The 22,590-nt window shown below is 64.9% G+C and carries 20 protein-coding genes; 8 read left to right on the plus strand and 12 right to left on the minus strand.

The annotated features are described in order from the left end of the window. The first annotated feature begins 6 nt into the window (after positions 1–6). The 3 genes from JQ587_RS12520 (at position 7) to bamA (ending at position 4,420) form a co-directional block, all read left to right on the plus strand. A complete protein-coding gene (locus tag JQ587_RS12520; RefSeq protein WP_212425480.1) occupies positions 7–651 on the plus strand; it encodes a ThuA domain-containing protein in 645 nt (214 codons plus the stop codon). Beyond that, entirely contained in the window at positions 648–1,697 is a 1,050-nt protein-coding gene (locus JQ587_RS12525; RefSeq protein WP_212425481.1) for a LacI family DNA-binding transcriptional regulator, read from the plus strand. Before JQ587_RS12520 ends, JQ587_RS12525 begins: the two co-directional genes overlap by 4 nt. 212 nt (positions 1,698–1,909) lie before the next feature. Next, positions 1,910–4,420, plus strand: a complete 2,511-nt coding sequence (gene bamA, locus JQ587_RS12530) for an outer membrane protein assembly factor BamA (RefSeq protein ID WP_212425482.1) — start codon at positions 1,910–1,912, stop codon at positions 4,418–4,420. Here the strand turns inward: bamA and JQ587_RS12535 are convergent. The 6 genes from JQ587_RS12535 to JQ587_RS12560 all read right to left on the minus strand — a co-directional run bounded on the left by JQ587_RS12535 (position 4,417) and on the right by JQ587_RS12560 (position 10,403). After that, positions 4,417–5,649, minus strand: coding sequence for a Zn-dependent hydrolase (locus tag JQ587_RS12535; RefSeq protein ID WP_212425483.1), 1,233 nt, complete (start codon positions 5,647–5,649; stop codon positions 4,417–4,419). The two genes, bamA and JQ587_RS12535, sit on opposite strands and share 4 nt — an antisense overlap. Beyond that, positions 5,642–6,427: an ABC transporter ATP-binding protein gene (locus JQ587_RS12540; RefSeq protein WP_212425484.1), complete on the minus strand. Its 786-nt coding sequence runs from the start codon at positions 6,425–6,427 to the stop codon at positions 5,642–5,644. Before JQ587_RS12540 ends, JQ587_RS12535 begins: the two co-directional genes overlap by 8 nt. After that, positions 6,424–7,197: an ABC transporter permease gene (locus tag JQ587_RS12545; RefSeq protein WP_212425567.1), complete on the minus strand. Its 774-nt coding sequence runs from the start codon at positions 7,195–7,197 to the stop codon at positions 6,424–6,426. The genes JQ587_RS12540 and JQ587_RS12545 overlap by 4 nt, the downstream gene beginning before the upstream one ends. Positions 7,198–7,268: 71 nt before the next feature. Continuing rightward, on the minus strand, positions 7,269–8,213 hold the full coding sequence (locus JQ587_RS12550; protein ID WP_212298713.1) for an ABC transporter substrate-binding protein: 945 nt from the start codon (positions 8,211–8,213) through the stop codon (positions 7,269–7,271). 106 nt (positions 8,214–8,319) lie between these two features. Beyond that, entirely contained in the window at positions 8,320–9,048 is a 729-nt protein-coding gene (gene hutC, locus JQ587_RS12555) for a histidine utilization transcriptional repressor HutC (RefSeq protein ID WP_212425485.1), read from the minus strand. Further along, positions 9,045–10,403 carry a formimidoylglutamate deiminase gene (locus JQ587_RS12560; RefSeq protein WP_212425486.1) on the minus strand — a complete coding sequence of 453 codons (1,359 nt, stop codon included), beginning with the start codon at positions 10,401–10,403 and terminating at the stop codon, positions 9,045–9,047. The genes hutC and JQ587_RS12560 overlap by 4 nt, the downstream gene beginning before the upstream one ends. A gap of 98 nt (positions 10,404–10,501) precedes the next feature. Here JQ587_RS12560 and hutI point away from each other — a divergent pair, with 98 nt between their 5' ends. From hutI to hutU, 3 genes are read left to right on the plus strand one after another with little or no spacing between them, the layout of a single operon-like run. Beyond that, positions 10,502–11,716, plus strand: coding sequence for an imidazolonepropionase (gene hutI, locus JQ587_RS12565; protein ID WP_212425487.1), 1,215 nt, complete (start codon positions 10,502–10,504; stop codon positions 11,714–11,716). Next, complete coding sequence (gene hutH / locus JQ587_RS12570) at positions 11,713–13,272, plus strand: histidine ammonia-lyase (protein WP_212425488.1); 1,560 nt, start codon at positions 11,713–11,715, stop codon at positions 13,270–13,272. The genes hutI and hutH overlap by 4 nt, the downstream gene beginning before the upstream one ends. A 27-nt stretch (positions 13,273–13,299) precedes the next feature. Further along, a complete protein-coding gene (gene hutU, locus JQ587_RS12575) occupies positions 13,300–14,970 on the plus strand; it encodes a urocanate hydratase (RefSeq protein ID WP_212298708.1) in 1,671 nt (556 codons plus the stop codon). Between the two features lie 7 nt (positions 14,971–14,977). On the opposite strand, the gene JQ587_RS12580 is transcribed toward hutU, so the two are convergent. From JQ587_RS12580 to JQ587_RS12600, 5 genes are all read right to left on the minus strand, one after another. Further along, a complete protein-coding gene (locus tag JQ587_RS12580; RefSeq protein WP_212425489.1) occupies positions 14,978–16,993 on the minus strand; it encodes a putative bifunctional diguanylate cyclase/phosphodiesterase in 2,016 nt (671 codons plus the stop codon). Positions 16,994–17,300: 307 nt separating this feature from the next. Further along, positions 17,301–18,191 carry a BJP family subclass B3 metallo-beta-lactamase gene (gene blaBJP, locus JQ587_RS12585; RefSeq protein WP_212425490.1) on the minus strand — a complete coding sequence of 297 codons (891 nt, stop codon included), beginning with the start codon at positions 18,189–18,191 and terminating at the stop codon, positions 17,301–17,303. 180 nt (positions 18,192–18,371) lie between these two features. Next, complete coding sequence (locus JQ587_RS12590; protein ID WP_212425491.1) at positions 18,372–18,656, minus strand: TonB-dependent receptor plug domain-containing protein; 285 nt, start codon at positions 18,654–18,656, stop codon at positions 18,372–18,374. A gap of 63 nt (positions 18,657–18,719) precedes the next feature. Next, positions 18,720–19,922, minus strand: a complete 1,203-nt coding sequence (locus tag JQ587_RS12595; protein ID WP_349629498.1) for a hypothetical protein — start codon at positions 19,920–19,922, stop codon at positions 18,720–18,722. Between the two features lie 141 nt (positions 19,923–20,063). Further along, the gene (locus JQ587_RS12600) at positions 20,064–20,336 is read right to left on the minus strand and encodes a hypothetical protein (RefSeq protein ID WP_212298704.1); all 273 of its coding nucleotides are present in this window, start codon (positions 20,334–20,336) and stop codon (positions 20,064–20,066) included. A gap of 232 nt (positions 20,337–20,568) precedes the next feature. Between JQ587_RS12600 and JQ587_RS12605 the strand changes: the two genes are divergently transcribed. Both JQ587_RS12605 and JQ587_RS12610 read left to right on the plus strand, forming a co-directional pair. Continuing rightward, positions 20,569–20,844, plus strand: coding sequence for a hypothetical protein (locus JQ587_RS12605; protein WP_212298703.1), 276 nt, complete (start codon positions 20,569–20,571; stop codon positions 20,842–20,844). Between the two features lie 109 nt (positions 20,845–20,953). Further along, entirely contained in the window at positions 20,954–21,763 is an 810-nt protein-coding gene (locus JQ587_RS12610; RefSeq protein ID WP_212298702.1) for an ABC transporter substrate-binding protein, read from the plus strand. Here the strand turns inward: JQ587_RS12610 and JQ587_RS12615 are convergent. Then, positions 21,737–22,435 (minus strand): ABC transporter permease, encoded by a 699-nt coding sequence (locus JQ587_RS12615; RefSeq protein WP_212298701.1) that lies wholly within the window; start codon positions 22,433–22,435, stop codon positions 21,737–21,739. The genes JQ587_RS12610 and JQ587_RS12615 overlap by 27 nt on opposite strands. Positions 22,436–22,590 lie beyond the last annotated feature (155 nt).

Here is a 22,590-nt window from a genome sequence, read left to right on the forward strand (position 1 = left end):
ATGACCATGCGCAAGGCATTGATTGTATGGGGTGGCTGGCCGGGACACGATCCCGATTTGTGTGCCTCGATGATCCGCGGCTGGCTCAAGGCCGAAGGCTTCGAGGTCCGGATCGAAACGACGACGGAGGCGTTCGGCGATCCCAAGATCCACGATCTCTCGTTGATCATCCCGATCTACACCATGTCGAAGATCGAGAAGGCGGACGCGCTCAATCTCTGCGCCGCGGTGAGCGGTGGCGTCGGGCTCGCCGGCCATCATGGCGGTATGTGTGATGCTTTCCGCGAGTCCGTCGACTATCAGTTTTTGTGCGGCGGGCAGTGGGTCGCGCATCCCGGCAACATCATCGATTACAAGGTCGATGTCACCAAGCCGGATGATCCCATCGTGAAGGGCTTAAGCAGTTTCGAGCATCGTTCAGAGCAGTATTATATGCATGTCGACCCCGCCAACGAGGTGTTGGCGACGACGACCTTCACCGGCGAGCACGCGCCCTGGATCGACGGCGTGGTGATGCCGGTGGTGTGGAAGAAGCGCTACGGCGCCGGCAGGGTGTTCTATTCCTCGCTCGGCCACCGCGCCTACGAGCTCGACGTGCCGGAGATCAGGACGTTGATGACCCGCGGCATGCTGTGGGCGGCGCGCGAATGACGGCTGGTGCGATCCAGCCGGCGGTTCGTGCGACGCTGGAGGACGTCGCGCGCGCGGCGGGCGTCTCGCTCGCCACCGTCGATCGCGTCGTCAACCGGCGAGAAGGCGTCCGCGCCAAGACCATTGCACGCGTCGAGGCCGCAGTGGCAAAGCTCGGCTATCGTGCCGACGTCGCCGCCGCGCGGCTCGCCCGCGGGCAGACGTTCCGCTTTGCCTTCGTGCTGCCAACCGGCAGCAACAGCTTCATGACCAACCTGACCGAGCAGGTCCAGCGCACCGCAGACTGGCTCACCGGCCAGCGTGGCTTCATCGATCTCCTCCATGTCGACGTCTTCGATCCGGATGTGCTCGCCGGTGCGCTGGAAGACCTGTCGCCGGCCTATCACGGAGTCGCCGTGGTCGCGCTCGACCACCCCAGGGTACGCGATGCGATCGACCAACTCGCCGCGCGCGGGGTCGCCGTGGTGACCCTTGTATCGGATGCACCGAGCTCGCGCCGTCTGCACTATGTCGGTATCGACAATCCGGCTGCGGGACGAACCGCGGCAACGCTCACGGGTCGCTTCCTTGCAGGCGGGGAGGGGAAGGTGGCCGTGATCGCGGGATCGTTGTCGTTGCGCGATCACACCGAGCGGCAGTTCGGATTCCACCAGATATTGTCCAGCGAGTATCCGAACCTCACCGCATTGCCGGTGATCGAGGGCCGCGACGACAGCGAGCGCACGCGGGAGCTCACTGCCGCGCTGCTCAAGCGCCATGCGGACCTGCGCGGCATCTACTGCTGCGGTGCCGGCAATCGCGGCATCGCCGAGGCGCTCGAGGCCTCCGGCCGCGCGCGCGACGTGGTCTGGATCACCCATGAGCTGACCCAGCATACGCGACGCTTCCTGGTGCGCGGCACGCTCGATGCGATCATCAACCAGGATCCCGGCCACGAGGCGCGCTCCGCGGCCAGGGTGCTGCTGGCGCATTGCATGGAAGAGCCGATCAGCCCTGATCAGGAGCGCATCCGTATCGACATTTTCCTGCGGGACAATCTGCCGTAATCTCGAGCTCGCGATTGATGCGCGCCTTGCCTGCCGAATAGCTCCCATTGCCCGATGTTGCTGGCTCTGCGCGCAAACGCCGCGCACGAGGCGGTTTGCGCGGTGCCGGCTCAATCAAACTCAATCCCTGGAAACAGTACAGCAATACCAAAGCCACACCGTGGCCACAGCTTTCCCGTTTCAGAGCATGTTAGCTGCTCTTGAGGTGTGGAATGTCGTTTTTGCGGGCCTGGCTTGTCGCGGTGGTCGCGACCGGCGTGTCGTTGGCAACCTCACTTCCGCTGCTGCTGCCGCAGCCGGCCGCGGCGCAAACTACGGATGCGATCGTCGTCGAAGGCAATCGCCGCGTCGAGGCTGAAACGGTCCGTTCCTACTTCAAGGCCGGCCCCGGCGGGCAGTTTGACCAGATTGCCGTCGACGACGGGCTCAAGGCACTGGTCGAGACCGGCCTGTTCCAGGATGTGAAGGTCAACAGGGTCGGCGGCCACATCGTCGTGTCGGTGGTGGAAAACGCCGTGATCGGCCGCGTCGCGTTCGAGGGCAACAAGAAGATCAAGGACGAGCAACTCACGGCTGAAATCCAGTCCAAGCCGCGCGGGACCTTCTCGCGGGCGATGGTGCAATCCGACGCGCTGCGGATCGCCGAGATCTATCGCCGTTCGGGCCGCTACGATGTGCGCGTCACCCCCGAAATCATCGAACAGCCAAACAACCGCGTCGATCTCGTCTTCACGATCGAGGAGGGCGCAAAGACCGGCGTCAAGTCGATCGAGTTCATCGGCAACAGCGCCTTCTCCGCCGCTCGGCTGCGCGACGTGATCAAGACCCATGAAAGCAACCTGCTCAGCTTTCTCAGCAGCGGTGACATCTACGATCCCGACCGCGTCGAGGCCGACCGCGACCTGATCCGCCGCTTCTACCTCAAAAACGGTTTCGCCGATGCGCAGGTGGTGGCGGCGCTGACCGAGTATGATCCGGACAAGAAGGGCTTTCTCGTTAGCTTCAAGATCGAGGAAGGCCAGCAATATCGCGTCGGCACGGTCGAGTTCCGCTCCAGCATCGCCAATTTCGACGCGAGCTCGCTGCGCAGCTTATCGCGCGTCAATGTCGGCTCGCTCTACAACGTCGAATCGGTCGAGAAATCGACCGAGGAGATGCAGATCGAGGCCTCACGCCGCGGCTATGCCTTCGCCGTCGTACGGCCGAGCGGAGACCGCAATTTCGAGGCGCACACCGTCTCCGTCGTTTTCAACATCGACGAAGGGCCGCGCACCTATATCGAGCGCATCAATCTGCGCGGCAACACCCGCACGCGCGACTACGTGATCCGCCGCGAATTCGACATCTCCGAGGGCGATGCCTACAACCGCGCGCTGGTCGACCGCGCCGAGCGCCGGCTGAAGAACCTCGATTACTTCAAGAGCGTCAAGATCACCACGGAGCCGGGCTCCTCCAGCGACCGCGTGATTCTGATCGTCGACATGGAGGAGAAGTCGACCGGCGATTTCTCGATCTCCGGCGGCTATTCGACCACCGACGGTGCGCTCGCCGAAGTCTCGGTCTCGGAGCGCAATCTGCTCGGCAAGGGGCTCTTTGCCAAGGCCTCGGTGACTTACGGCCAGTACGCCCGCGGCGTGTCGCTGTCGTTCGTCGAGCCCTATTTGCTCGATTACCGGATCGCACTCGGATTTGACACTTATTGGCGCGAGAATCTGTCGAACAGCTATACGAGCTATGGGGTGACGACGCTGGGCTTCTCGCCGCGCCTGGGCTTCGCGCTGCGCGAGGACCTGTCGCTCCAGCTCCGTTATTCACTCTATCAGCAGAGCATCACGCTTCCCAGCGCTTACAACAATTGCAACAACAACGCAGCCAATGCGTCGCTGGCCTTCAACCCGACGCCGGCCTACATCCAGAACGTGCTGGGCGGAGCGGATCCCACAAACTCGACGAGCTCAGGATACTACGGCTATGGCTGCTACGCCGACGGCGAATCGAGCCTGCCGATCCGAAAGGAATTGGCTAACGGCAAGACCTTGACCTCGGCGTTGGGCTACACCCTGACCTATAACACGCTCGACAACACCAAGAACCCGACCGACGGCCTGCTCGTCGACTTCAAGCAGGATTTCGCCGGCGTGGGCGGCGACGTCACCTATTTGAAGACCGCGCTGGACACAAAATACTACACCTCGCTGGTGTCCGATCTCATCAGCGTGATCCATCTCCAGGGAGGTGTTCTCAGCAAGATCGGTAACGACGATCTGCGCATGCTGGACCACTTCCAGATGGGCCCGAACCTCGTGCGCGGCTTCGCTCCCAACGGCATCGGTCCGCGCGACATCACCTATGCAGGGTACGGCGCCACAGGCGATGCGCTCGGCGGCACGAAGTACTGGGGCGCGTCCATGGAGTTGCAGATGCCGTTCTGGTTCCTGCCCAAGGAGGTTGGCCTGAAGGGTGCGGTCTATGCCGATGCCGGCTCGCTCTGGGGTTACCAGGGTCCGACCTCGTGGGCGGCCACAGGTGAGGTCAACACCAAGGCATGCCCGACCTGCGGACTGCAATATGACGACAGCAGCGTGGTGCGCTCGTCGGTCGGCGTTGGCCTGATCTGGGCCTCGCCGTTCGGACCGCTGCGCTTCGATTACGCCGTGCCGCTCACGAAGGGCAAATACGACGTGGTCCAGGAGTTCAGGTTCGGCGGCGGAACATCGTTCTAGCCACCGAGTATCCGTCGGCAGGCATCGACGTAGACCTGCGCGCCGGTGACGATGTCCGCATCGGCGGTGTTCTCGGTCCAGTGATGGCTGATACCGCCGATCGATGGCACGAACAGCATGCCTGCGGGCATGATGGTCGCGAGCATCTGCGCATCGTGGCCGGCGCCGCTCGGCATGCGGATGGATCGTCCACCGGCGAGCGCCTTGCTTGCGACGTCGATCGCGTCCTGGAAGCGGGTATCCATCATGGCGGGCGCACCGGTGCGAATTTTCTCTACGTTGACGGTGCAGGGGCCCTTCGCGGTGGTCTCAGCCGCCATGCTTCGCAGCAACTCCTCCAGTTGCGCGATGACGGCCGGGTTATCGTCGCGGATCTGAAACAGCATCTCGGCGCTGCCGGGAATGATGCTCGGTGCGCCCGGATCGAGCGTGATGCGGCCTGTTGTCCAGACCGTGCGCGGACCGCACGCGGCCGGGAAGCGCTCGTCGATCGCCACGCAGAATTTGGCAAGCGCGAGGCCCGCATCCTTGCGCACGGCCATGCGCGTGGTGCCGGCGTGGTTCTGCTCGCCGGTGAAATTGATACGGTACTGCCAGATGCCGACGATGGAGGTGACGACACCGATCGCAAGCTTACCGCTTTCGAGCGTGTCGCCCTGCTCGATATGTGCCTCGAGGTAGCCGACATGCCGTCCGGGCTCGGCGGTGACGCGTGGGCGCCCGGCAAGGCCCATGTCGGCGAGCGCATCGCGCATCGTGCGCCCGTTGCTGCGGTCGCGTGCCGCGTCGATCTCGGCCTCGGTGACCTGCCCGACATAGGAGCGCGAGCCGAGGAAGCTGCCGAAATGGCCCTCCTCGTCGCACCATGCGGCCACTTCCACCGCGCCCTTCACGGTGGGATCGGCGTTGAGCACGCGTGCCGCTTCGAAAGCGTAGACGACGCCCAGCGGGCCATCGAGCCAGCCGGCGTAGTTCTGGCTTTCCAGATGCGAGCCGGCGAGAAGTTTCGGCCCAGCCTTCGTGCTGGTGCCGATGATATTGCCGATGCCATCGATCGCGCCGGTAAGCCTCGCGTCGGGCAACTTCCGCACCAACCAGTCCAGTGATTGCCTGTGCGCCTCGGAAAATGTGGGCTTGTGCACGCCGGTCTTGTAGGTGCCGAAGGCACGGAGTGCATTGAGATCGGCAAGAACGCGCTCGCCATTGGCGCGCGGCTGTGTGTCAGGCATGTTCGGCAACCTTCAGCGCCTCGGTGCGGATCTCCTCGACCAGCCGTTCCTTCAACTGGACGAATTCCGGTGTGGTCTTGATCTTGTAGGAGCGCGGATGCGGCAGGTCCACAGAGATCTCGGCCTTGATCCGGCCGGGACGGGCGCTCATCACGATGACACGGCTGCCGAGGAAGATGGCTTCCTCGATGTCGTGGGTGACGAACAGCACGGTCTTCTGGTCACGCTCCCAGATGCCGAGCAGCATCTCCTGCATCAGGGCGCGCGTCTGGTTATCCAGCGCGCCGAAGGGCTCGTCGAGCAGCAGGATCTTCGGATCGTTGGCGAGCGCCCGCGCGATCGCTGTGCGCTGCTGCATGCCGCCGGAGAGTTGCTTGGGCCAGTGGTTCTCGAAGCCGGCAAGTCCGACCTGGCGGATGAAGGCGTCGGCAACCTTGTTGCGCTCCGCCTCCGCCACGCCGCGCTCTCGCAGGCCAAAGGCGATGTTCTCGCGCACGGTCAGCCAGGGAAACAGCGTGTACGACTGGAACACCATGCCGCGATCGGCGCCGGGGCCGGTGACTTCGCGCCCGTCGAGCGTGACGCGCCCGCTGGTCGGACGGTCGAGGCCTGCAACGATCCGCAGCAGCGTGGACTTGCCGCAGCCGGAGGGGCCGAGGATGGTGACGAAGTCGTTGTTGCCGATGGTGAGATCGGTCGGCTCCAGCGCTCTCGTGGGGGCGTTGCCGTGGCGCGCGGGAAATGTGCGAGAGACCTGCTCGATCTTGAGGATCGTCATGCCAGCCTCCACGGAAACAGCCAGGCGTTGAACGCCTTGAACATGAAGTCCGAGAGCAGGCCGATCAACCCGATCACGATGATGCCGAAGATGATCTGGCCGGTGTTGAGCAGCGCCTGGCTGTCGGTGATCATGTGGCCGATGCCGGAGGACGAGCCGATCAGCTCGGCGACGATGACGTAGGTCCAGGCCCAGCCCAGCACCAGCCGCAAAATCTCGGCGATCTCGGGCGCGGACGAGGGCAGCAGCACGCGGCGGATGATGCCGCGGTCGCTGGCCCCGAGCGTATAGGCGGCTTCCACCAGGTCGCGCCGCGTCGCGCCGACGGTCACCGCGACCATCAGGATGACCTGGAACACCGAGCCGATGAAGATGACGAGCAGCTTCTGTAATTCGCCGATGCCGGCCCACAGGATCAAGAGTGGAATGAAAGCGGAGGCGGGCAGATAGCGCGCAAAGGAGACGAACGGCTCGAGGAAGGCTTCGACCGGCTTGTAGGCGCCCATCAGCAGGCCGAGCGGCACCGCGATGATCGCCGCGAGCGCAAAGCCGCCGACGACGCGCCAGATCGTCATGCCGATGTCGAACAGGAAGCCCTGCTTGGCCAGGAGATCATAACCCTCCTGCACCATGGTCAGCGGATTGGCGAGAAAGGTTTTCGACACATGGCCGCCGAAGGTCGCCCAGGACCAGAGAGCGACGAACAGCACGAAGAACGCGAGGCCGTAGGCCACCCGCTGCTTCGATGTCACGGAATCCAGGGGACGCATCAATTATCTATCCGAATGGTCGATCTCGCACCGGTCCCGCCGTACGGCGGGACCGGTGGCCTGTTGGGGATCTACTTGATGAAGCTGGCGTCGTAGAGGTCCTCGACCTTCGGCGCAGCCTTGATGATGCCGATTTCGAGCAGGAGTTCGGCCGCATCCTTGTTGAAGGCGAGGAAGTCGCCCGCAAAGAACTTCTGGTTCGCGGCCTTGTCTTGCCAGCGCAGATATTTTGCCGAGTTGCCGAACTGCTCGCCGGTCTGCTTCACGTCGGCGCCCATGATCTCATAGGACTTGGCCTGGTCCTTGGCGATCATGTCGAGCGATTCGAAATAGCTGTTGGCCAGCGCCTGCGCCGCCTTCGGATTCTCGCTCAGGAATTTCGGCGTGCAGCCGAACGTGTCCATCACGATCGGATAATCCAACGTGGTCGCGATGATCTTGCCCTTGTCGGGCGCGGCGCGCACGGTCGACAGATACGGCTCATAGGTCATCGCGGCGTCGTTCTGGCCGGAGACGAAGGCCTGCGCGGCCGCGGCGGGCTCGAGGTTCACGACGGTGACGTCCTTCACGGTGAGCCCGTTCTTCTTCAGCATCCAGGCCAGCGCGAAATAGGGCGAGGTGCCGGGCGCCGAGGCCGCGACCGTCTTGCCCTTGAGCTCCTTGATCGACGCGACGTCGTTGCGCACGGCCATACCGTCGGCGCCAAAGCTCTTGTCGAGCTGGAAAATCTGCTTGGTCGCGACGCCGTTGGCGTTCCAGGAGATCCAGGTCTCGACCGTGGTCGCCGCGCACTGCACGTCGCCGGAAGCGATGGCGAGGTGGCGGTCCTTCTGCGGGATCTTCTTGATGGTGACGTCGAGGCCGTTCTTCTTGAAGATGCCGGCTTCCTTCGCCAGCGTCAGCGGCGCGAAGCCGGTCCATCCGGAGATGCCGATGCCGACCTTGACGTCGTCGGCGAGCACAGGGGTGGAGGCCGCGAGAGCAATGATTGTCGCAAATACTTTCGAACTACGCATGATTGTCGTCCTCTTGCCGATCGATGGTTTGACGTCCTGTTGATCTCTGTCGGCCCCTACGGACCGTTGCCCGAAGCGTTGCACGATTTGTGCCGACATCATCGTCTCAACCTCCCTTGAATCGGGCGACAAGGCGGTGAGAGTCACCGGGATAAAGCAGTCGCACCGCTGTGATCGTGCGTGCGCTGCGCCAAGTATAGCGGTCGATCACGAGGCATGGCGCGCCGATTGCGATGTCGAGCGCCGCCGCCGTCCGATCATCCGCCACAATGGCGCTGATCGTGTGCTCGGCCTCTGTCCAAGGGACATGATGAAGCAGCCACGAGCCGGGCGGCTCGCGCGAGAAATCCGCGGTCGCAGCGTCCGGGACGGAGGACAGATCGATCAGCCGGTCCTCGACCGCAAACGGGACGTTGTCGGCGCTGTGGCGGCAGGAGATCGCGATCACCTTGCCGGCCTTCTTGACGCCAAGACGTTCGCGGTCGGCGGCCGTCGCCGCGCGCAGCTTGTGGCCGATCAGCTCATAGCCGTAAGTGCGCCCAAGCGCGATAATCTCTGCGCGGATATCCGCGATCTTGAGCACCGCGGACTGATGCTGCGGCCGCCGCACGAACGAGCCGGCGCGGCGTCGCCGCTCGATCAAATCCGCCTGTGCAAGCTCCGACAGCGCCTTGTTCACCGTCATGCGCGAGCAGCCGTAGCGTGCGACCAGCTCGTGCTCGAAGGGAATGCGATGGCCGGGCGGCCATTCGCCCGTCAGGATTCGTTTTTCGATGTCGGCGCGGATGCGCTTGTAGAGCGTCGGCTTGTCTGCTGCATCGGTGGCGAGGCTCATGCAACGAGCCTCCGCATCGCGGCGTTGAAGCGTTCGCGCGCGGTCTGGCGCAATTTGTGTTGTCCGCCTTCCACGACCTTGCTGCCGCCGGCCCAAACGCAATCGATCGCGCTGCCGCCCGACGCAAAGATCCAGCCGTCGATCGCGGCATCGCCCGCACGTCCCGCCAGCGACGGATGCGCGGCGTCGAGCGTGACGATATCGGCGCGCGCACCGGGGGCGAGCCCCGCAATCTGCTGCGCCAGCGCCCGCGCGCCGCCTGCGAGCGCGTGGTCGAACAACGCGCGCCCGGTCGAGCGGCCGGCGCCGCTGGAGAGGACGTTGCGCTGGCGGTGCTTCAGTCGTTGGCCGTATTCGAGCTGGCGCAGCTCGTCGGCGACGCCGACCAGCACGTTGGAATCGGTGCCGACGCCGAATGCGCCGCCGGCAGCGAGAAATTCGCGCGCCGGAAAGATGCCGTCGCCGAGGCTCGCTTCGGTGATGGGACAGAGGCCGGCGACCGCACCGGTCTTTGCGAATGCGCTGACTTCCTCATCCGTGGTGTGGGTCGCGTGAATGAGGCACCAGCGCTGATCGAGTGGCGCGTGATCCAGCAGCCATTGCACCGGACGCCGCCCCGACCAGGCGAGGCAATCCTCGACTTCCTTCACCTGCTCGGCGGCGTGAATGTGCACCGGGCCGCCGTCCGCGAGCGGAATGATCGCCGCGAGCTCGTCCGGCGCGACCGCGCGTAGGCTGTGCGGCGCGATGCCGATATTGGCGCCCGGAAGCGCAGCGATCGCCTTGCGTGACGCTGCCACCAGCGCGGCGAACTGATCGACTGAGCAGATGAAGCGGCGCTGGCCGTCGTGCGGCGCGGCGCCGCCGAAGGAGCCATGCGCATAAAAACTCGGCAGCAGCGTCAGGCCAATGCGGGAGGCTTCGGCGGCCTGCGCAATGCGCGCGGCCATCTCAGCGAGGTTGGCGTAATGCGAGCCGTCGCGATCGTGATGCAGATAGTGGAACTCGCCGACGCGGGTAAAACCCCGCTCCAGCATCTCGACATACAGCAGCGTCGCGACAGCGGCGACATCGTCCGGCGTCATCGCCAGCGCGAAGCGATACATCGTCTCGCGCCAGGTCCAGAATGTGTCGGTCGAATCGCCGCGCAGCTCGGCGAGCCCCGCCATGCCGCGCTGAAAGGCGTGGCTGTGCAGGCTCGCAAGCCCGGGAAGCGCGATGGCGTGGCGCTCGTCGCCGGCGGCAGGTGCCACGCCCGGCGTCACCGCCGCGATCGCGCCGGCGGTGATCACCACCTGCACGTCATTGGCCCAGCCCGAGGGCAGGAGCGCGGAGGCGAAATGCAGTCGGGACATGATGACACGCCGGCTGGACAGAACCGCCATACGATTATATGTCTAGACATATAAGTCAAGCATCCCAGGGCGCAGGGACTTCGCGAAGGGACACTGGCATGGCAGAGCGCTTCGACCGGATCTGGCATAACGCCCGGCTCGCCACGATGCGGGCCGACCGTCCCGATCTCGGCGAGATCGCGCATGGCGCGATCGCCATGCGCGGCGGCCACATCGTCTATGCCGGTGCGGCGGCAGATTTTCCTGTCGATGCCGATGCCATCGAGCGGATCGATTGCGAGGGGCGCTGGATCACGCCGGGCCTCGTCGACTGCCACACCCATCTCGTCTATGGCGGCAACCGCGCGCATGAATTCGAGCTGCGTCTGAAGGGCGCGAGCTACGAGGAGATTGCGCGTGCCGGCGGCGGCATCGTCTCGACGGTCGCCGCAACGCGCAAGGCGAGCGAGGCCGAACTGGTCGCAAGTGCGCTGCCGCGGCTCGATGCGCTGATCGGCGAGGGCGCCACCACGATCGAGATCAAGTCCGGCTATGGCCTCGATGCCGAGACCGAGATGCGGCAGCTCTCCGCCGCGCGCAGCCTCGCTCGTCAGCGGCCGGTGGCGATCCGCACCTCCTTTCTCGGCGCACATGCGTTGCCGGTCGAGGCTGATGGCGACAAGGACCGCTATATCGACCTCGTCTGCAACAAGATGTTGCCCGCCGTCGCGAAAGCCGGCCTTGCCGATGCCGTCGACGCCTTCATGGAGGGCATCGCGTTCTCGGCCGAGCAGACGGCGCGGGTGTTCGAAACCGCGAGGGGGCTGGGCTTGCCGGTCAAGCTCCATGCGGATCAGCTCTCGAACCTCGGCGGCGCTGCGCTCGCCGCAAAATTTTCAGCGCTCTCCGCCGATCATCTCGAGCACACGGCCGAGGCCGGCGCGGCTGCAATGGCGAAAGCTGGTACGGTCGCCGTGCTGCTTCCCGGCGCGTTTTACTTCATTCGCGAGACGCAAAAGCCACCGGTCGAGGCGTTCCGCAAGCACGGCGTCCCCATGGCGCTCGCGACCGACTGCAATCCGGGCAGCTCGCCGCTGACCTCGCTGCTGCTTGCCATGAACATGGGTGCGACGCTGTTCCGGATGACTGTCGTCGAATGCCTCGCCGGTATCACCCGCGAAGGCGCGCGGGCGCTCGGCATGCTCGATGAGACCGGCACGCTGGAGGCCGGGAAATGGTGCGATCTCGCGATCTGGGACATCGAACGTCCCGCCGAACTGGTCTACCGCATCGGCTTCAATCCGCTGCACCGCCGTGTCTGGAGGGGCCAGTGACGGAGCCAGGCGCAGCGATCGTCGTCAAGCCGGGATCGGTGAGCCTCGACGATCTCGCCAGCGTACTCGAAGGCACGTCCGTCGTGCTCGATGCCGCGTTCTGGCCGCGCGTCGAGGCGGCCGCGGAGATCGTCGCGAAGGCCGCTCAGGCTGCTGCACCCGTCTATGGCATCAACACCGGATTCGGAAAGCTGGCGTCAAAGCGCATTCCGCCGGACCAGACCGCGCTGCTTCAGCGCAACCTGATCGTCTCGCATTGCTGTGGCGTTGGGCCGGCGACGCCCGAGCCGATCGTGCGGCTGATGATGGCATTGAAAATCATCTCGCTCGGGCGCGGGGCCTCGGGCGTACGCCGCGAGGTGATCGAGCAGTTGCAGGCCATGCTGGCGCAGGGCGTCTATCCACTGGTGCCGCAGCAGGGCTCGGTCGGCGCCTCCGGTGACCTCGCGCCGCTTGCGCACATGACGGCGGTGATGATCGGCGAGGGGCAGGCTATCATCGACGGCAAGACCGTGTCCGGGGCCGAAGCGTTGGCGGCGGCCGGCCTTGCGCCATTGACGCTCGGCCCCAAAGAGGGCCTCGCGCTGATCAACGGCACGCAATTCTCGACCGCCTACGCCATTTCCGGCGTGTTGCGCGCATTTCGCCTCGCCCGCGCCGCGCTCGTCACCGGCGCACTGTCGGTGGATGCCGCGATGGCCTCGACTGCGCCGTTCCGCCCCGAGATTCAGGCACTGCGCGGTCAACCCGGGCAGGTCGCAGCTGCCGCGACGCTGACTGCGCTGCTCGATGGCAGCGATATCCGTCTGTCGCATCTCGAAGGCGACGAGCGCGTGCAGGATCCTTATTGCCTGCGTTGCCAGCCCCAGGTCGCAGGCGCGGCGCTGGATCTGATCACGCAAGCCGCGCGCACGCTGATCGTCGAGGCCAATGCCGTCACCGATAATCCGTTGGTGCTGGTCGAGAGTGGCGAGATCGTCTCGGGCGGCAATTTTCACGCCGAGCCGGTGGCCTTCGCCGCCGATACCATCGCGCTGGCATTGTCAGAGGTCGGTGCGATCAGCGAGCGGCGCATCGCGACGCTGGTCGATCCCGCGCTCAATTTTGGCTTGCCGCCATTTCTGACGCCGGACCCCGGCATCAATTCCGGCTTCATGATCGCCGAGGTGACGGCGGCCGCGCTCTATGCCGAGAACAAGCAGCGCGCTGCGGCCTGCTCAATCGACTCGACGCCGACCAGCGCCAACCAGGAGGACCATGTCTCGATGGCCGCGCATGCCGCGCGGCGCCTTTCGGACATGGCCGACAATCTCGCCGCCATCTTGGGCATCGAGCTTCTGGTCGCAGCCCAAGGCATCACGCTACGCGCGCCGCATGCGACCAGCGCGCCGCTCATCGCCGTCATCGCGGCCCTTCGCGAACAGGTGCCCGCACTCGGCGACGATCGATACATGGCCGGCGATCTCGGCAGGGCTGCGGCGCTGGTCGAAGCCGACGCGCTGCCGGCTGCGGCGCTCGCCAAGCTCCCGGCTGATCCGTTTCCAAAACTTGACTGAACCAGACTTGCCTGAAGAGGTTTTCTCATGAACCGCCGACTGGACAACGACCGCACCATCCGTGCTCCGCGCGGCAGCGACATCAGCGCCAAGAGCTGGCTGACGGAAGCGCCCTTGCGCATGCTGATGAACAATCTCGACCCTGACGTCGCGGAGCGCCCGAGCGAGCTCGTCGTCTATGGTGGCATCGGCCGCGCCGCGCGTGATTGGGAGAGCTTCGACCGCATCACCAACGCGTTGCGCAAGCTCGAGAGCGACCAGACGCTATTGGTTCAGTCCGGCAAGCCGGTCGGTATCTTCCGCACCCATGCGGATGCACCACGCGTGCTGATCGCGAACTCCAACATCGTGCCGCATTGGGCAACGCTCGATCATTTCAACGAGCTCGATCGCCAGGGCCTGATGATGTATGGCCAGATGACGGCGGGCTCGTGGATCTATATCGGTAGCCAGGGCATCGTGCAGGGCACCTACGAAACCTTCGTCGAGGTCGGCCGCCGCCATTATGGCGGCAGCCTCGCCGGAAAATGGATTCTCACTGCGGGCCTCGGCGGCATGGGCGGCGCGCAGCCGCTGGCCGCGACCATGGCTGGTGCGTCGATGCTTGCGGTCGAATGCCAGCCGAGCCGCATCGAGATGCGGCTGCGCACCGGCTATCTCGACCGGCAAGCCGCAACGCTCGACGAAGCGCTCGCGATCATGGCGGACGCCGCGAAGACCAAGAAAGCCGTCTCGGTCGGCCTGCTCGGCAACGCCGCGGAGATCTTCCCGGAGCTGGTGCGTCGCGGCGTCAAGCCGGACATCGTCACCGACCAGACCAGCGCGCATGATCCGATCAACGGCTATCTGCCGAAGGGCTGGACGCTGGCTGATTGGGAGGCCAAGCGCGCCTCCGATCCGAAGGCGGTGGAGCGCGCGTCAAAGACGTCGATGGTCGAGCACGTCCAGGCCATGCTGAATTTCCATGCCCAGGGCATTCCGACGCTCGACTACGGCAACAACATCCGCCAGATGGCGCAGGACATGGGCCTGAAGAATGCCTTCGATTTCCCCGGCTTCGTGCCCGCCTATATCCGCCCCTTGTTCTGCCGCGGCGTCGGACCGTTCCGCTGGGCCGCGCTGTCGGGCGATCCCGAGGACATCTTCAAGACCGATGCCAAGGTCAAGGAGCTGATGCCTGACGACAAGCATCTGCACAACTGGCTCGACATGGCCAGGGAGCGGATCAAGTTCCAGGGCCTGCCGGCGCGGATCTGCTGGGTGGGCCTCGGCGATCGCCATCGGCTCGGCCTCGCCTTCAACGAGATGGTCGCGCGCGGCGAGTTGAAAGCGCCGATCGTGATCGGCCGCGATCATCTCGACAGCGGCTCGGTGGCGAGCCCGAACCGCGAGACCGAGGCGATGAAGGATGGATCGGACGCGGTGTCCGACTGGCCTTTGCTCAACGCGCTGCTCAATTGCGCCAGTGGCGCGACCTGGGTCTCGCTGCATCACGGCGGCGGCGTCGGCATCGGCTATTCCCAGCACGCCGGCATGGTGATCGTCGCCGACGGCACGCCGGAGGCCGCCAAGCGGATCGAGCGCGTGCTGTGGAACGATCCGGCCAGCGGCGTCATGCGCCACGCGGACGCGGGCTACGACATCGCGATCGACTGCGCCCGTGACAAGGGGCTCGACCTGCCGAGCCTTTCGAAGTAGCGCGGCCTCAGGCGACCACCTTGGCCGCGCGTGCGGCGTCGCCGTCCAGGCGCTCGCGTTCCTTGGCGAGATACTCGTCAATCGCGCTGCCTGGCATCGGCTTTGCGAAATAATAGCCTTGGATGAAGTCGCAGCCGAGGCGGCGCAGGGTATCGAGCTGGGCGCGCGTCTCCACGCCCTCGACCACACAGGCGATCTCCATGTCGTCGCAGAGGCCTGCGAGCGACTTGATGATCTTGTGGCTGACCGGGTTTTCGTTGATGTCGGCGACGAAGCTGCGGTCGACCTTGATCTTGTCGAGCGGCAGCCGGTGCACGTGGCTCAGCGAGGAATAGCCGGTGCCAAAATCGTCCAGCGAGATGCCACAGCCCATGGCCTTCAGCGTCGCGATTGATTGTTGCGCGCGTACGAAATCGAAGGTGACGGCAGTCTCGGTGATCTCGAAATCGATCCGGTGCGGCGGCAGGCCGCTCTTCTCGATGATGGCGATCAGCGGCAAGATGCCTTCGGCCGCGCAGACGTCATGGGCGGAGAGATTGAACGACAGGCGGATGTGGTCGGGCCAGGTCTTTGCGGTCGCGAGCGCGCGCGTCAGTAGCACCTGTGTCAGCGGCCGGATCAAGCCGATGCGCTCTGCGGCCGGAATGAAGTCGGCGGGGGAGACCCAGCCGAGGCGGGGGCTATGCCAGCGCGCCAGGGTCTCGAAGCCCGCGGTGTGCTCGCTCATGGCATCGACGATCGGTTGAAACACCAGCTCCATCTCGGCGCCGAAATCGGAGGTCCGCAACAGGTTCTCGATGACGCCGCGGCTGCGAATCTCGGCCTCGAGCTCGCTGGAGAAAATCACCGTCCGCCCGCGCAGATGGCGCTTGGCGTGGTAGAGCGCGTAGTCTGCGCATTCATACAGCGCTTCCGACGTCGTGGCGGAGCGCGGGTACAGCGCAAATCCGATCGAGCAGGACAGGCCGGTGTGGGCGGTGTCGAGCTGGTAGGGCAGCTTGACCTGCTCGCCGATGCGTTGGCCGAGCCGCATCAGATCGGCGTCTTCGGGGTCACCGCATACGACGAGACCGAACTCGTCGCCGCCGAGCCGGGCAAACTCGACCCGTTGTGGCCCAAAGCCTTCGCAGACCTCGCGGACGCGGCGGCCAGCCTCGATCAGGACGCGGTCGCCGACCGAGTGGCCGTAATTGTCATTGATCGGCTTGAAGCCGTCGAGGTCGATGATACCGACCGCGACGCGTACGTGCCTGCGCTCGGCTTCAGTGAAGGCGCTCGACAGTTCGGCGAAGAAGCGGCGGCGGTTCGGCAGCTCGGTGAGAGAGTCGAGATTGGCGAGGCGAAAATTCTCGTCCGAGAGCGCCTGCGTCGCCGCCTGCTGCGTCAGCAACGATTTTCGGCTGGCGACGAGGTCGGCGAAGTCGCGGTAGTAGATGAACAGCACCGTCACCATCGCGCCGGAGACCAGCAGATTGTTGACTGCGATCGCCTTCAGCGTCGGTTCGCCGGTGGCCCAGAAGAACAGCACATAGGGTACGTCGACGATCAGGGTCACGATCAGCGCCGCCGAGCGCAGATGCATCAACGAGAAGATGCAGCCGATCACGGTCACGGCCATGTAAAATGCGACCTGGCTTTTGGCGAAGGGATCGCCGTAGGGATAGAGCGCAAAGGACCAGATGGTGAAGCCGGCGCCGATCGGCAGCGTCATCCAGTTGGTGGCGCGCAGATTGCGCAGGATGTCGGCATCGCTGCGGACGAGACCGCGCTGTCGAAGCCACCAGAATGTGCGCAGCCCAGCGATCAGGGTCAGTACGCTCGGGACGATCATCGTCAGCCAATCTGGCGCGACGTTGACGTAGGTATAGGCGACCGCGATCGTATTGCTGATCAGGATGAAGTAGAGCAGCGGGATCTGCTTGGAGAAGGCGTCGAATTGCGCGCGCGACAGATCCGGGTCCTCCGGCACGCGAAACAGGCGCATCGTAGCGGCAAGGTAGGTTTTCAAATCAACGGCAGGCATTGCAATCCGCGCCCCAAATCCCTTCAAAACGAGGGTAATCTTGCACAGCGGGGGTAAAGAGCGCGTTAGATGTTCCCGTCCCGGGAACACGAGCTATGGTTGCAGTCTACCGCACGATTTGCCACCCGCGTGCATTGGTGAGGGGATGTTAAGGATGTGAGGCGGGAGAACGCCGTGTCTCGCGCGACAGATTGTCCGGAATGATCGCGGCTACGTTCTGCTAACCATAGCGGGCTTGGCAACAAGGTGCAGCCTGATGTCGTGGCGGTCGTCATTGACGACCGCCACGTAGCGATGGAGATGCCGCCTATTTTGCGGCCTGGAGCGCGGCCGTCTGCTTGGCGAGCTGCTTGTCGAATTCCTCCGACAGGCCCGTCGCGTAGGTCGCAAGCTCGCCCGGCTTGACGAACGGGTTCGGCGTCTCGCTCTTGATCTGCTGCGCGCGCTTGTCCTGCATGCCGTAGACCTCGGGATGTGGTCCGAGCAGCACGTCGATCTTCATCGCCTTGGCCTTGGCGAAGGTCGCGCGATAGTCGTCGACGATGCCGGGATAGGTCGGCTGTCCAACCAGCCGGTTCAGCGCCACGGTGCCGCTGCAGAAGAACAGCACCTCGCGCTCCTGGCCGCCGTCCTTCACCGTCATCTCCCAGCTCGTGCAGCCCGGCGAGTGGCCGGGCGTCGCATGCGCCGTCAGCGTGGTGTCGCCGAGCGTGACCTTGTCGCCCTCCTTCACCGCGCGATCGACCTTCACCGGCGGAAAGGTGAGGTCCTCGTTCTTTTCGTCGCCCGGATAATAGCCGCCTTCGAGCAGCGGCTTGTCGCGTTCGCCGGCCACCAGCTGCGCGCCGCTCTCCGTCTTGATTTCGGCGAAGCCGCCGGTGTGGTCGAGATGGGCATGGGTGTTGAGGATGTATTTGATGTCGGCAACCTTGAAGCCGAGCTTGGCGATGTTGTCCTTGATCATGCCGGTCGATTGCGGCATCGCGGTGTCCATCAGGATCAGGCCCTGCGACGTCTTGATGACGTAGACGGCGATGCCGTCGGTGCCGACATAATAGATGTTGTCGATCAGGCGAAACGGATCGAATGGTGCGGTCCATTTCTTCATGACCACCGCCAGAAAGTCCTTGATGGTCTGCGCTTGCGCAGCGGGTGCGAAGAGCGCCAGCGCACACAGCGCGGCCGCGAGCTTTCTCATGGATTGTCCTCCCGATTATCGTTGTCGTTGCGATCGCACGTGACGTCTGCGCGGATCGATCGAGAGGCTAGATGTTGCGCGAAGCCGCAGCAACGGCTTCGTGCCCGAAAAATTCCGCGTCATGCGCGGAATAACGGCCCCTGTCCGGTTAGAGCATGGCGGCGACGGTGCGGGCGTGGCTCAGCGCCCGATGGTCACCCCGGCGGTCGAGCGCATGGCGTCGCGGAGGCTGGTCGCCCTCATGTCGTCGAGCACCTGCCGCGTCAGCACAGTGGTCTGGCCAGGCGTGTCGAGAATGGTCTCGCCACGCGAGGTGGAGAGCCGGTTGGCCTTGTAGGGGGCAACAGGATCGGTGGCGGGCGCCGCCGAATGGGTGTGGCGCGGCGGCTTGTGGGATGCGGCAAGTTCGCCTTGCGAACCGCAGAGGGCGACGATCGCGATCAGGCTTTGCCATCTTGCGGACATGCGAGCTCCCATATCCAGGGCGTCAGCCTAGCACGGGACGAACGACATCGCAGAGGAAAAGGATCAGGCGAGCGCGGCCTGGCGTTCCCGCACCGGCTCCCGGCTGCGATCGGTGCCACGCGGTTCGGCGAGCCTGGTAAAGCTGCGCTGGCCGGCATGCACGGGCGCTTCGACGATGACGCCCTCGCAAACGATCTGGCCGCCGAGCAACTTGAATTCCAGCTTGTCGTAACGCGGCATCGTCTCGCCCGGCTCGGGCGGAAGCAGCTCGATGCGTCCCTGGATGTTCAGCGTGGCATCGCCGGTGCCGTGGAGCCGCGGATTCCACATCCTGATCCCGGTCTCCGCCCAGCGCTGCCGGATCAGCGTGGCGCGGTCGGCGGGCTCCACGATCTTTGCGCGAGCCTTCGGCGTGCTGACGATCTTCGGAGCGGGAGATTCAGGGGGCGGAGCCGGCTCGATATGCGCGACGACAGCCGGTGCATCGGCGGTGGTGTCCTCCAGGACAACGGCCGTGACGGGCGAAAGATCGTCGGCCACAACCGGTTCGATTTCCGCGGCGACGCTCGGAGCAGGCTCGCTGTCGATGCTGACCTCGGCAACGACAGGCGCGGTGATCGCGGTGTCGACAACGATGACGGGTGCCACGTCGGCGGCGACCGGCATCGTCTCCATCACGTCAGGTGCGATGAAGACGTGCTCTGCGACGACTGGCTCAACTCTGGCCGGAAGTCCTGGTGTTGCATCGTTACTGGCGAGCGGCTCTGGCGTCGCGGTCGGCTCGCTCTCGTTGTCGACGGACGAGACCGGTGCCTCCTCCACGACCTCGGCTCCAGCATCCGCCAGCAGTTCCGCAGGCTGATCGCTGCTGATGAGCTCAGGCGCGTCAACTGGCTCGCTCGCGATCTCGACCGAAGAGATCGAAATCTCTTCCTCGACGATGGGCTCGGCCTCTGCCGGCGTCTCCAAAGATGAATCTTCGCCAACGCCGATGTCAGCCAGCGCCCGGGACAGGCTCTCGGCGACGGCAGGGATCGCGGCCTCGTCCTCGACGACTGGAGCAGCGACCTCGATGTCGGCGTCGCGAGGCGTCGGCTCGGTGACACTATCGAGGGCGGGAGCTGCTTCGGCGACAATGGCTGGCTGCTCATCCGCGACGATCGGCGCCGCGTCGATGCTGCCGCTGGACGGCGAGGGCCGAAGCCGGGTGAACGCCCATTTCACCGCGGGAATGCGGCTCAGCAACGATATCAGTCTCGAAAGCACCGGGAATTGTCCAAGAGGTACATAGGCCTTAGGCAATCGCTGATTCGCCAGCAATGTGAAAAACTGCCCCGGCCGTCACACCCCTGTCAATTGAGGTGGGACCAATTGCAGAACATCTGCACAGCCCGCGCGCCACAGCGCTCATTCGAAATGCATCGATGCGAGCGGATCTTCGTCGCGATCGGGCTGGTGCGTCGGAACAAGCGGTATGACGGCGTGCTCTGCTTTGCGGAGGTGCGGGTGCACCAGTGCGTGCTTGCGAACGAGCGCCATGGTGAGCGCCTCGCATTCCCCGGGGGCACTCCCCCACGCGCAATCGATGCTTGACGACTGTCCGGGCCAGGCTTGCGCCGGACCGCCGATTGCAAGTGACAAGACCACCCGCAGGGCGGTGGCGATGATCGTCTTTGTCATGCGAGGCTCCAACCGTTCCATCCTAGGGGATCGGCCTGAACGTGCGTTATTCCGCGCCGCTGCATGATCCTGCGACAGCTCACGCGGGGTTCAACGGCCGTGAGGCCGTCGTGAAAAGGTGCTGCTTCCCGCCAGCAACGAACTGAGCCGGGAACCTGCATGCGACAACGCACCGCCGCGGCGTACTGGGCTGCCGCGCTTAGGATGCGCGGGCAGCAAAGCGAGAATTCGCATGCGTGATCCTCCCGAAGACAGGATCGTTCCGATCCGCTCGTTGCAAGACGCCAGGCTCGACGAGCGCTTCGACGCAACGCTTGCGGACCTCGAGGCACGCCGCGACGAGCTCGTGCGGGTCGTCTCCCGCCTCACCGAAGGCCTCGGCGTGATCGACCAGGCGGGGGCAAATGGATCGGCGCAGTCGGCACGCGATCTGCTTGGCCTCCTGGCAACGGCCCAAGCCCAGCTCGACGAGGTCTCGGCGATCATCGCGAAGCTGCGATCGTCATGATGCCGCAGCCAACGCGACCGCGCCCAGGAGCTGTTGCGCAGAACATCGGTCTTTTCAGCGCCGTCCTCCCCGCGTAACTTGAGATGTCTGGGGGAGTGAGGACGACGCAATGAAGAAGCTTGCCGCCATCGTAGCGGTTCTGTTCTGGTCGACATGCGCCTATGCGCAGGACCGCACCATCACCGTGGCCTCGACGACGTCGACGGAGCAATCCGGTCTGTTCGGCTATCTGCTGCCGCTGTTCGCGAAGGCCGAGGGCGTCGAAGTGAAGGTCGTTGCCGTCGGCACCGGCCAGGCGCTGGATATCGGGCGGCGCGGCGATGCCGACGTGGTGTTCGTTCATGACAGGCCGGCCGAAGACAAGTTCATGTCCGAGGGGCAGGGCGTGAAGCGCTTCGACGTCATGTACAACGACTTCATCATCGTCGGCCCGAAGAGCGATCCAGCGAAAATCGCCGGCGACAAGGACGTCGCCGATGCCTTGCGCAAGATTGCAGCGGCTAGAGCGCCGTTCATCTCCCGCGGCGACAAGTCCGGCACGCATGCCGCCGAGCTGCGACTGTGGAAGGAGGCGGGTGTCGATCCCGCGGCCGGCAAGGACAGCTGGTATCGCGAGATCGGCCAGGGCATGGGCCCGGCCTTGAACATGGCGTCGTCGTCGAACGCTTACCTCTTGTCGGACCGCGGCACCTGGCTGTCGTTCAAGAACAGAGGCGAGCTCGCGATCCTGACCGAGGGCGACAAGCGGCTGTTCAACCAATACGGCGTCATGCTGGTCAATCCGGACAAGCATCCGAACGTGAAGGCCAAGGACGGGCAGGCCTTCATCGACTGGCTGATCTCACGGCAGGGGCAGGATGCGATCGCCGGCTACAAGGTCGGCGGCGAGCAGCTATTTTTCCCCAACGCGTCCCACTAGCAGGAAGGCGACCGTCGAGACGGCCACGCTGAGCGCGAGCAGGATCAGACCGAGCCCGAGCGCCAGCGGCAGGTCGCCCTTGCTGGTCTCCAGAGCGATCGCGGTCGTCATCGTGCGCGTAAAGCCGCGAATGTTGCCGCCGACGATGATGATGGCGCCGACCTCGGCGATCGCGCGCCCGAACGCGGCGAGGAAGGCCGTCAGCAGCGAGGTCCGGCCGAGCGCGAACAGCAGCCCGATGCTGCGCAGCGTCGAGAGCCCATCGATCCGTGCGAGGTCGCCATATTCCGCCCACAGCAGGCTCGCCGGCCTGTGCACCAGCGCCACCACGATCGGCGTGGCCAGCAGCGTCTGTGCGATCACCATGGCGGTCGGCGTGAACAGCAGGCCGGCCGCCCCGAGCGGGCCGGATCGCGACAGCATGAGATAAAGCGCAAGCCCGACCACCACCGGCGGCAGGCCAAGCAGCGCATTGGTCAGCACGATGATGACCTGCCGCCCGCGAAAGCGGGTGATCGCGAGCAGGGCTCCGAATGGGGCGCCGATCAGCAGTGCGACGATGCTGGCCGTCAGGCTCACGCGCACCGACAGGGCGACGATGCCGAGCATCTCGGGATCGGCCTCGCCAATCAGCGTGAACGCGGCGACGATGGATCGTGCGAAGTCGTTCATCCGGCCTGGAGCCTCAGTGCCGGGCCGAGTGTCCTGGAATGGTCGATGTCGAGGCTGCGAAGTTGCGTCACTCTGTTCCCTGCCGTTCGTGCTGACATTCGGAGAATACAAGGGCCGAGCGGTTTGGGCACTCTGCTCGCAAGAAAATGCCCGTC

It is taken from the genome of Bradyrhizobium manausense, from assembly GCF_018130615.1.
In the GTDB taxonomy this organism is placed as follows: domain Bacteria; phylum Pseudomonadota; class Alphaproteobacteria; order Rhizobiales; family Xanthobacteraceae; genus Bradyrhizobium; species Bradyrhizobium manausense_A.

Coding starts and splice junctions, on each gene's coding strand:
- hutU (WP_212298708.1), top strand. CDS start 13,300: ATGAACCGCCGACTGGACAACGACCGCACCATCCGTGCTCCGCGCGGC.
- JQ587_RS12535 (WP_212425483.1), bottom strand. CDS start 5,649: ATGCCTGACACACAGCCGCGCGCCAATGGCGAGCGCGTTCTTGCCGAT.
- bamA (WP_212425482.1), top strand. CDS start 1,910: ATGTCGTTTTTGCGGGCCTGGCTTGTCGCGGTGGTCGCGACCGGCGTG.
- blaBJP (WP_212425490.1), bottom strand. CDS start 18,191: ATGAGAAAGCTCGCGGCCGCGCTGTGTGCGCTGGCGCTCTTCGCACCC.
- JQ587_RS12580 (WP_212425489.1), bottom strand. CDS start 16,993: ATGCCTGCCGTTGATTTGAAAACCTACCTTGCCGCTACGATGCGCCTG.
- hutI (WP_212425487.1), top strand. CDS start 10,502: ATGGCAGAGCGCTTCGACCGGATCTGGCATAACGCCCGGCTCGCCACG.
- JQ587_RS12600 (WP_212298704.1), bottom strand. CDS start 20,336: ATGACAAAGACGATCATCGCCACCGCCCTGCGGGTGGTCTTGTCACTT.
- JQ587_RS12545 (WP_212425567.1), bottom strand. CDS start 7,197: ATGCGTCCCCTGGATTCCGTGACATCGAAGCAGCGGGTGGCCTACGGC.
- hutC (WP_212425485.1), bottom strand. CDS start 9,048: ATGAGCCTCGCCACCGATGCAGCAGACAAGCCGACGCTCTACAAGCGC.
- JQ587_RS12610 (WP_212298702.1), top strand. CDS start 20,954: ATGAAGAAGCTTGCCGCCATCGTAGCGGTTCTGTTCTGGTCGACATGC.
- JQ587_RS12605 (WP_212298703.1), top strand. CDS start 20,569: ATGCGTGATCCTCCCGAAGACAGGATCGTTCCGATCCGCTCGTTGCAA.
- JQ587_RS12550 (WP_212298713.1), bottom strand. CDS start 8,213: ATGCGTAGTTCGAAAGTATTTGCGACAATCATTGCTCTCGCGGCCTCC.
- JQ587_RS12520 (WP_212425480.1), top strand. CDS start 7: ATGCGCAAGGCATTGATTGTATGGGGTGGCTGGCCGGGACACGATCCC.
- JQ587_RS12560 (WP_212425486.1), bottom strand. CDS start 10,403: ATGTCCCGACTGCATTTCGCCTCCGCGCTCCTGCCCTCGGGCTGGGCC.
- JQ587_RS12615 (WP_212298701.1), bottom strand. CDS start 22,435: ATGAACGACTTCGCACGATCCATCGTCGCCGCGTTCACGCTGATTGGC.
- JQ587_RS12540 (WP_212425484.1), bottom strand. CDS start 6,427: ATGACGATCCTCAAGATCGAGCAGGTCTCTCGCACATTTCCCGCGCGC.
- JQ587_RS12525 (WP_212425481.1), top strand. CDS start 648: ATGACGGCTGGTGCGATCCAGCCGGCGGTTCGTGCGACGCTGGAGGAC.
- JQ587_RS12590 (WP_212425491.1), bottom strand. CDS start 18,656: ATGTCCGCAAGATGGCAAAGCCTGATCGCGATCGTCGCCCTCTGCGGT.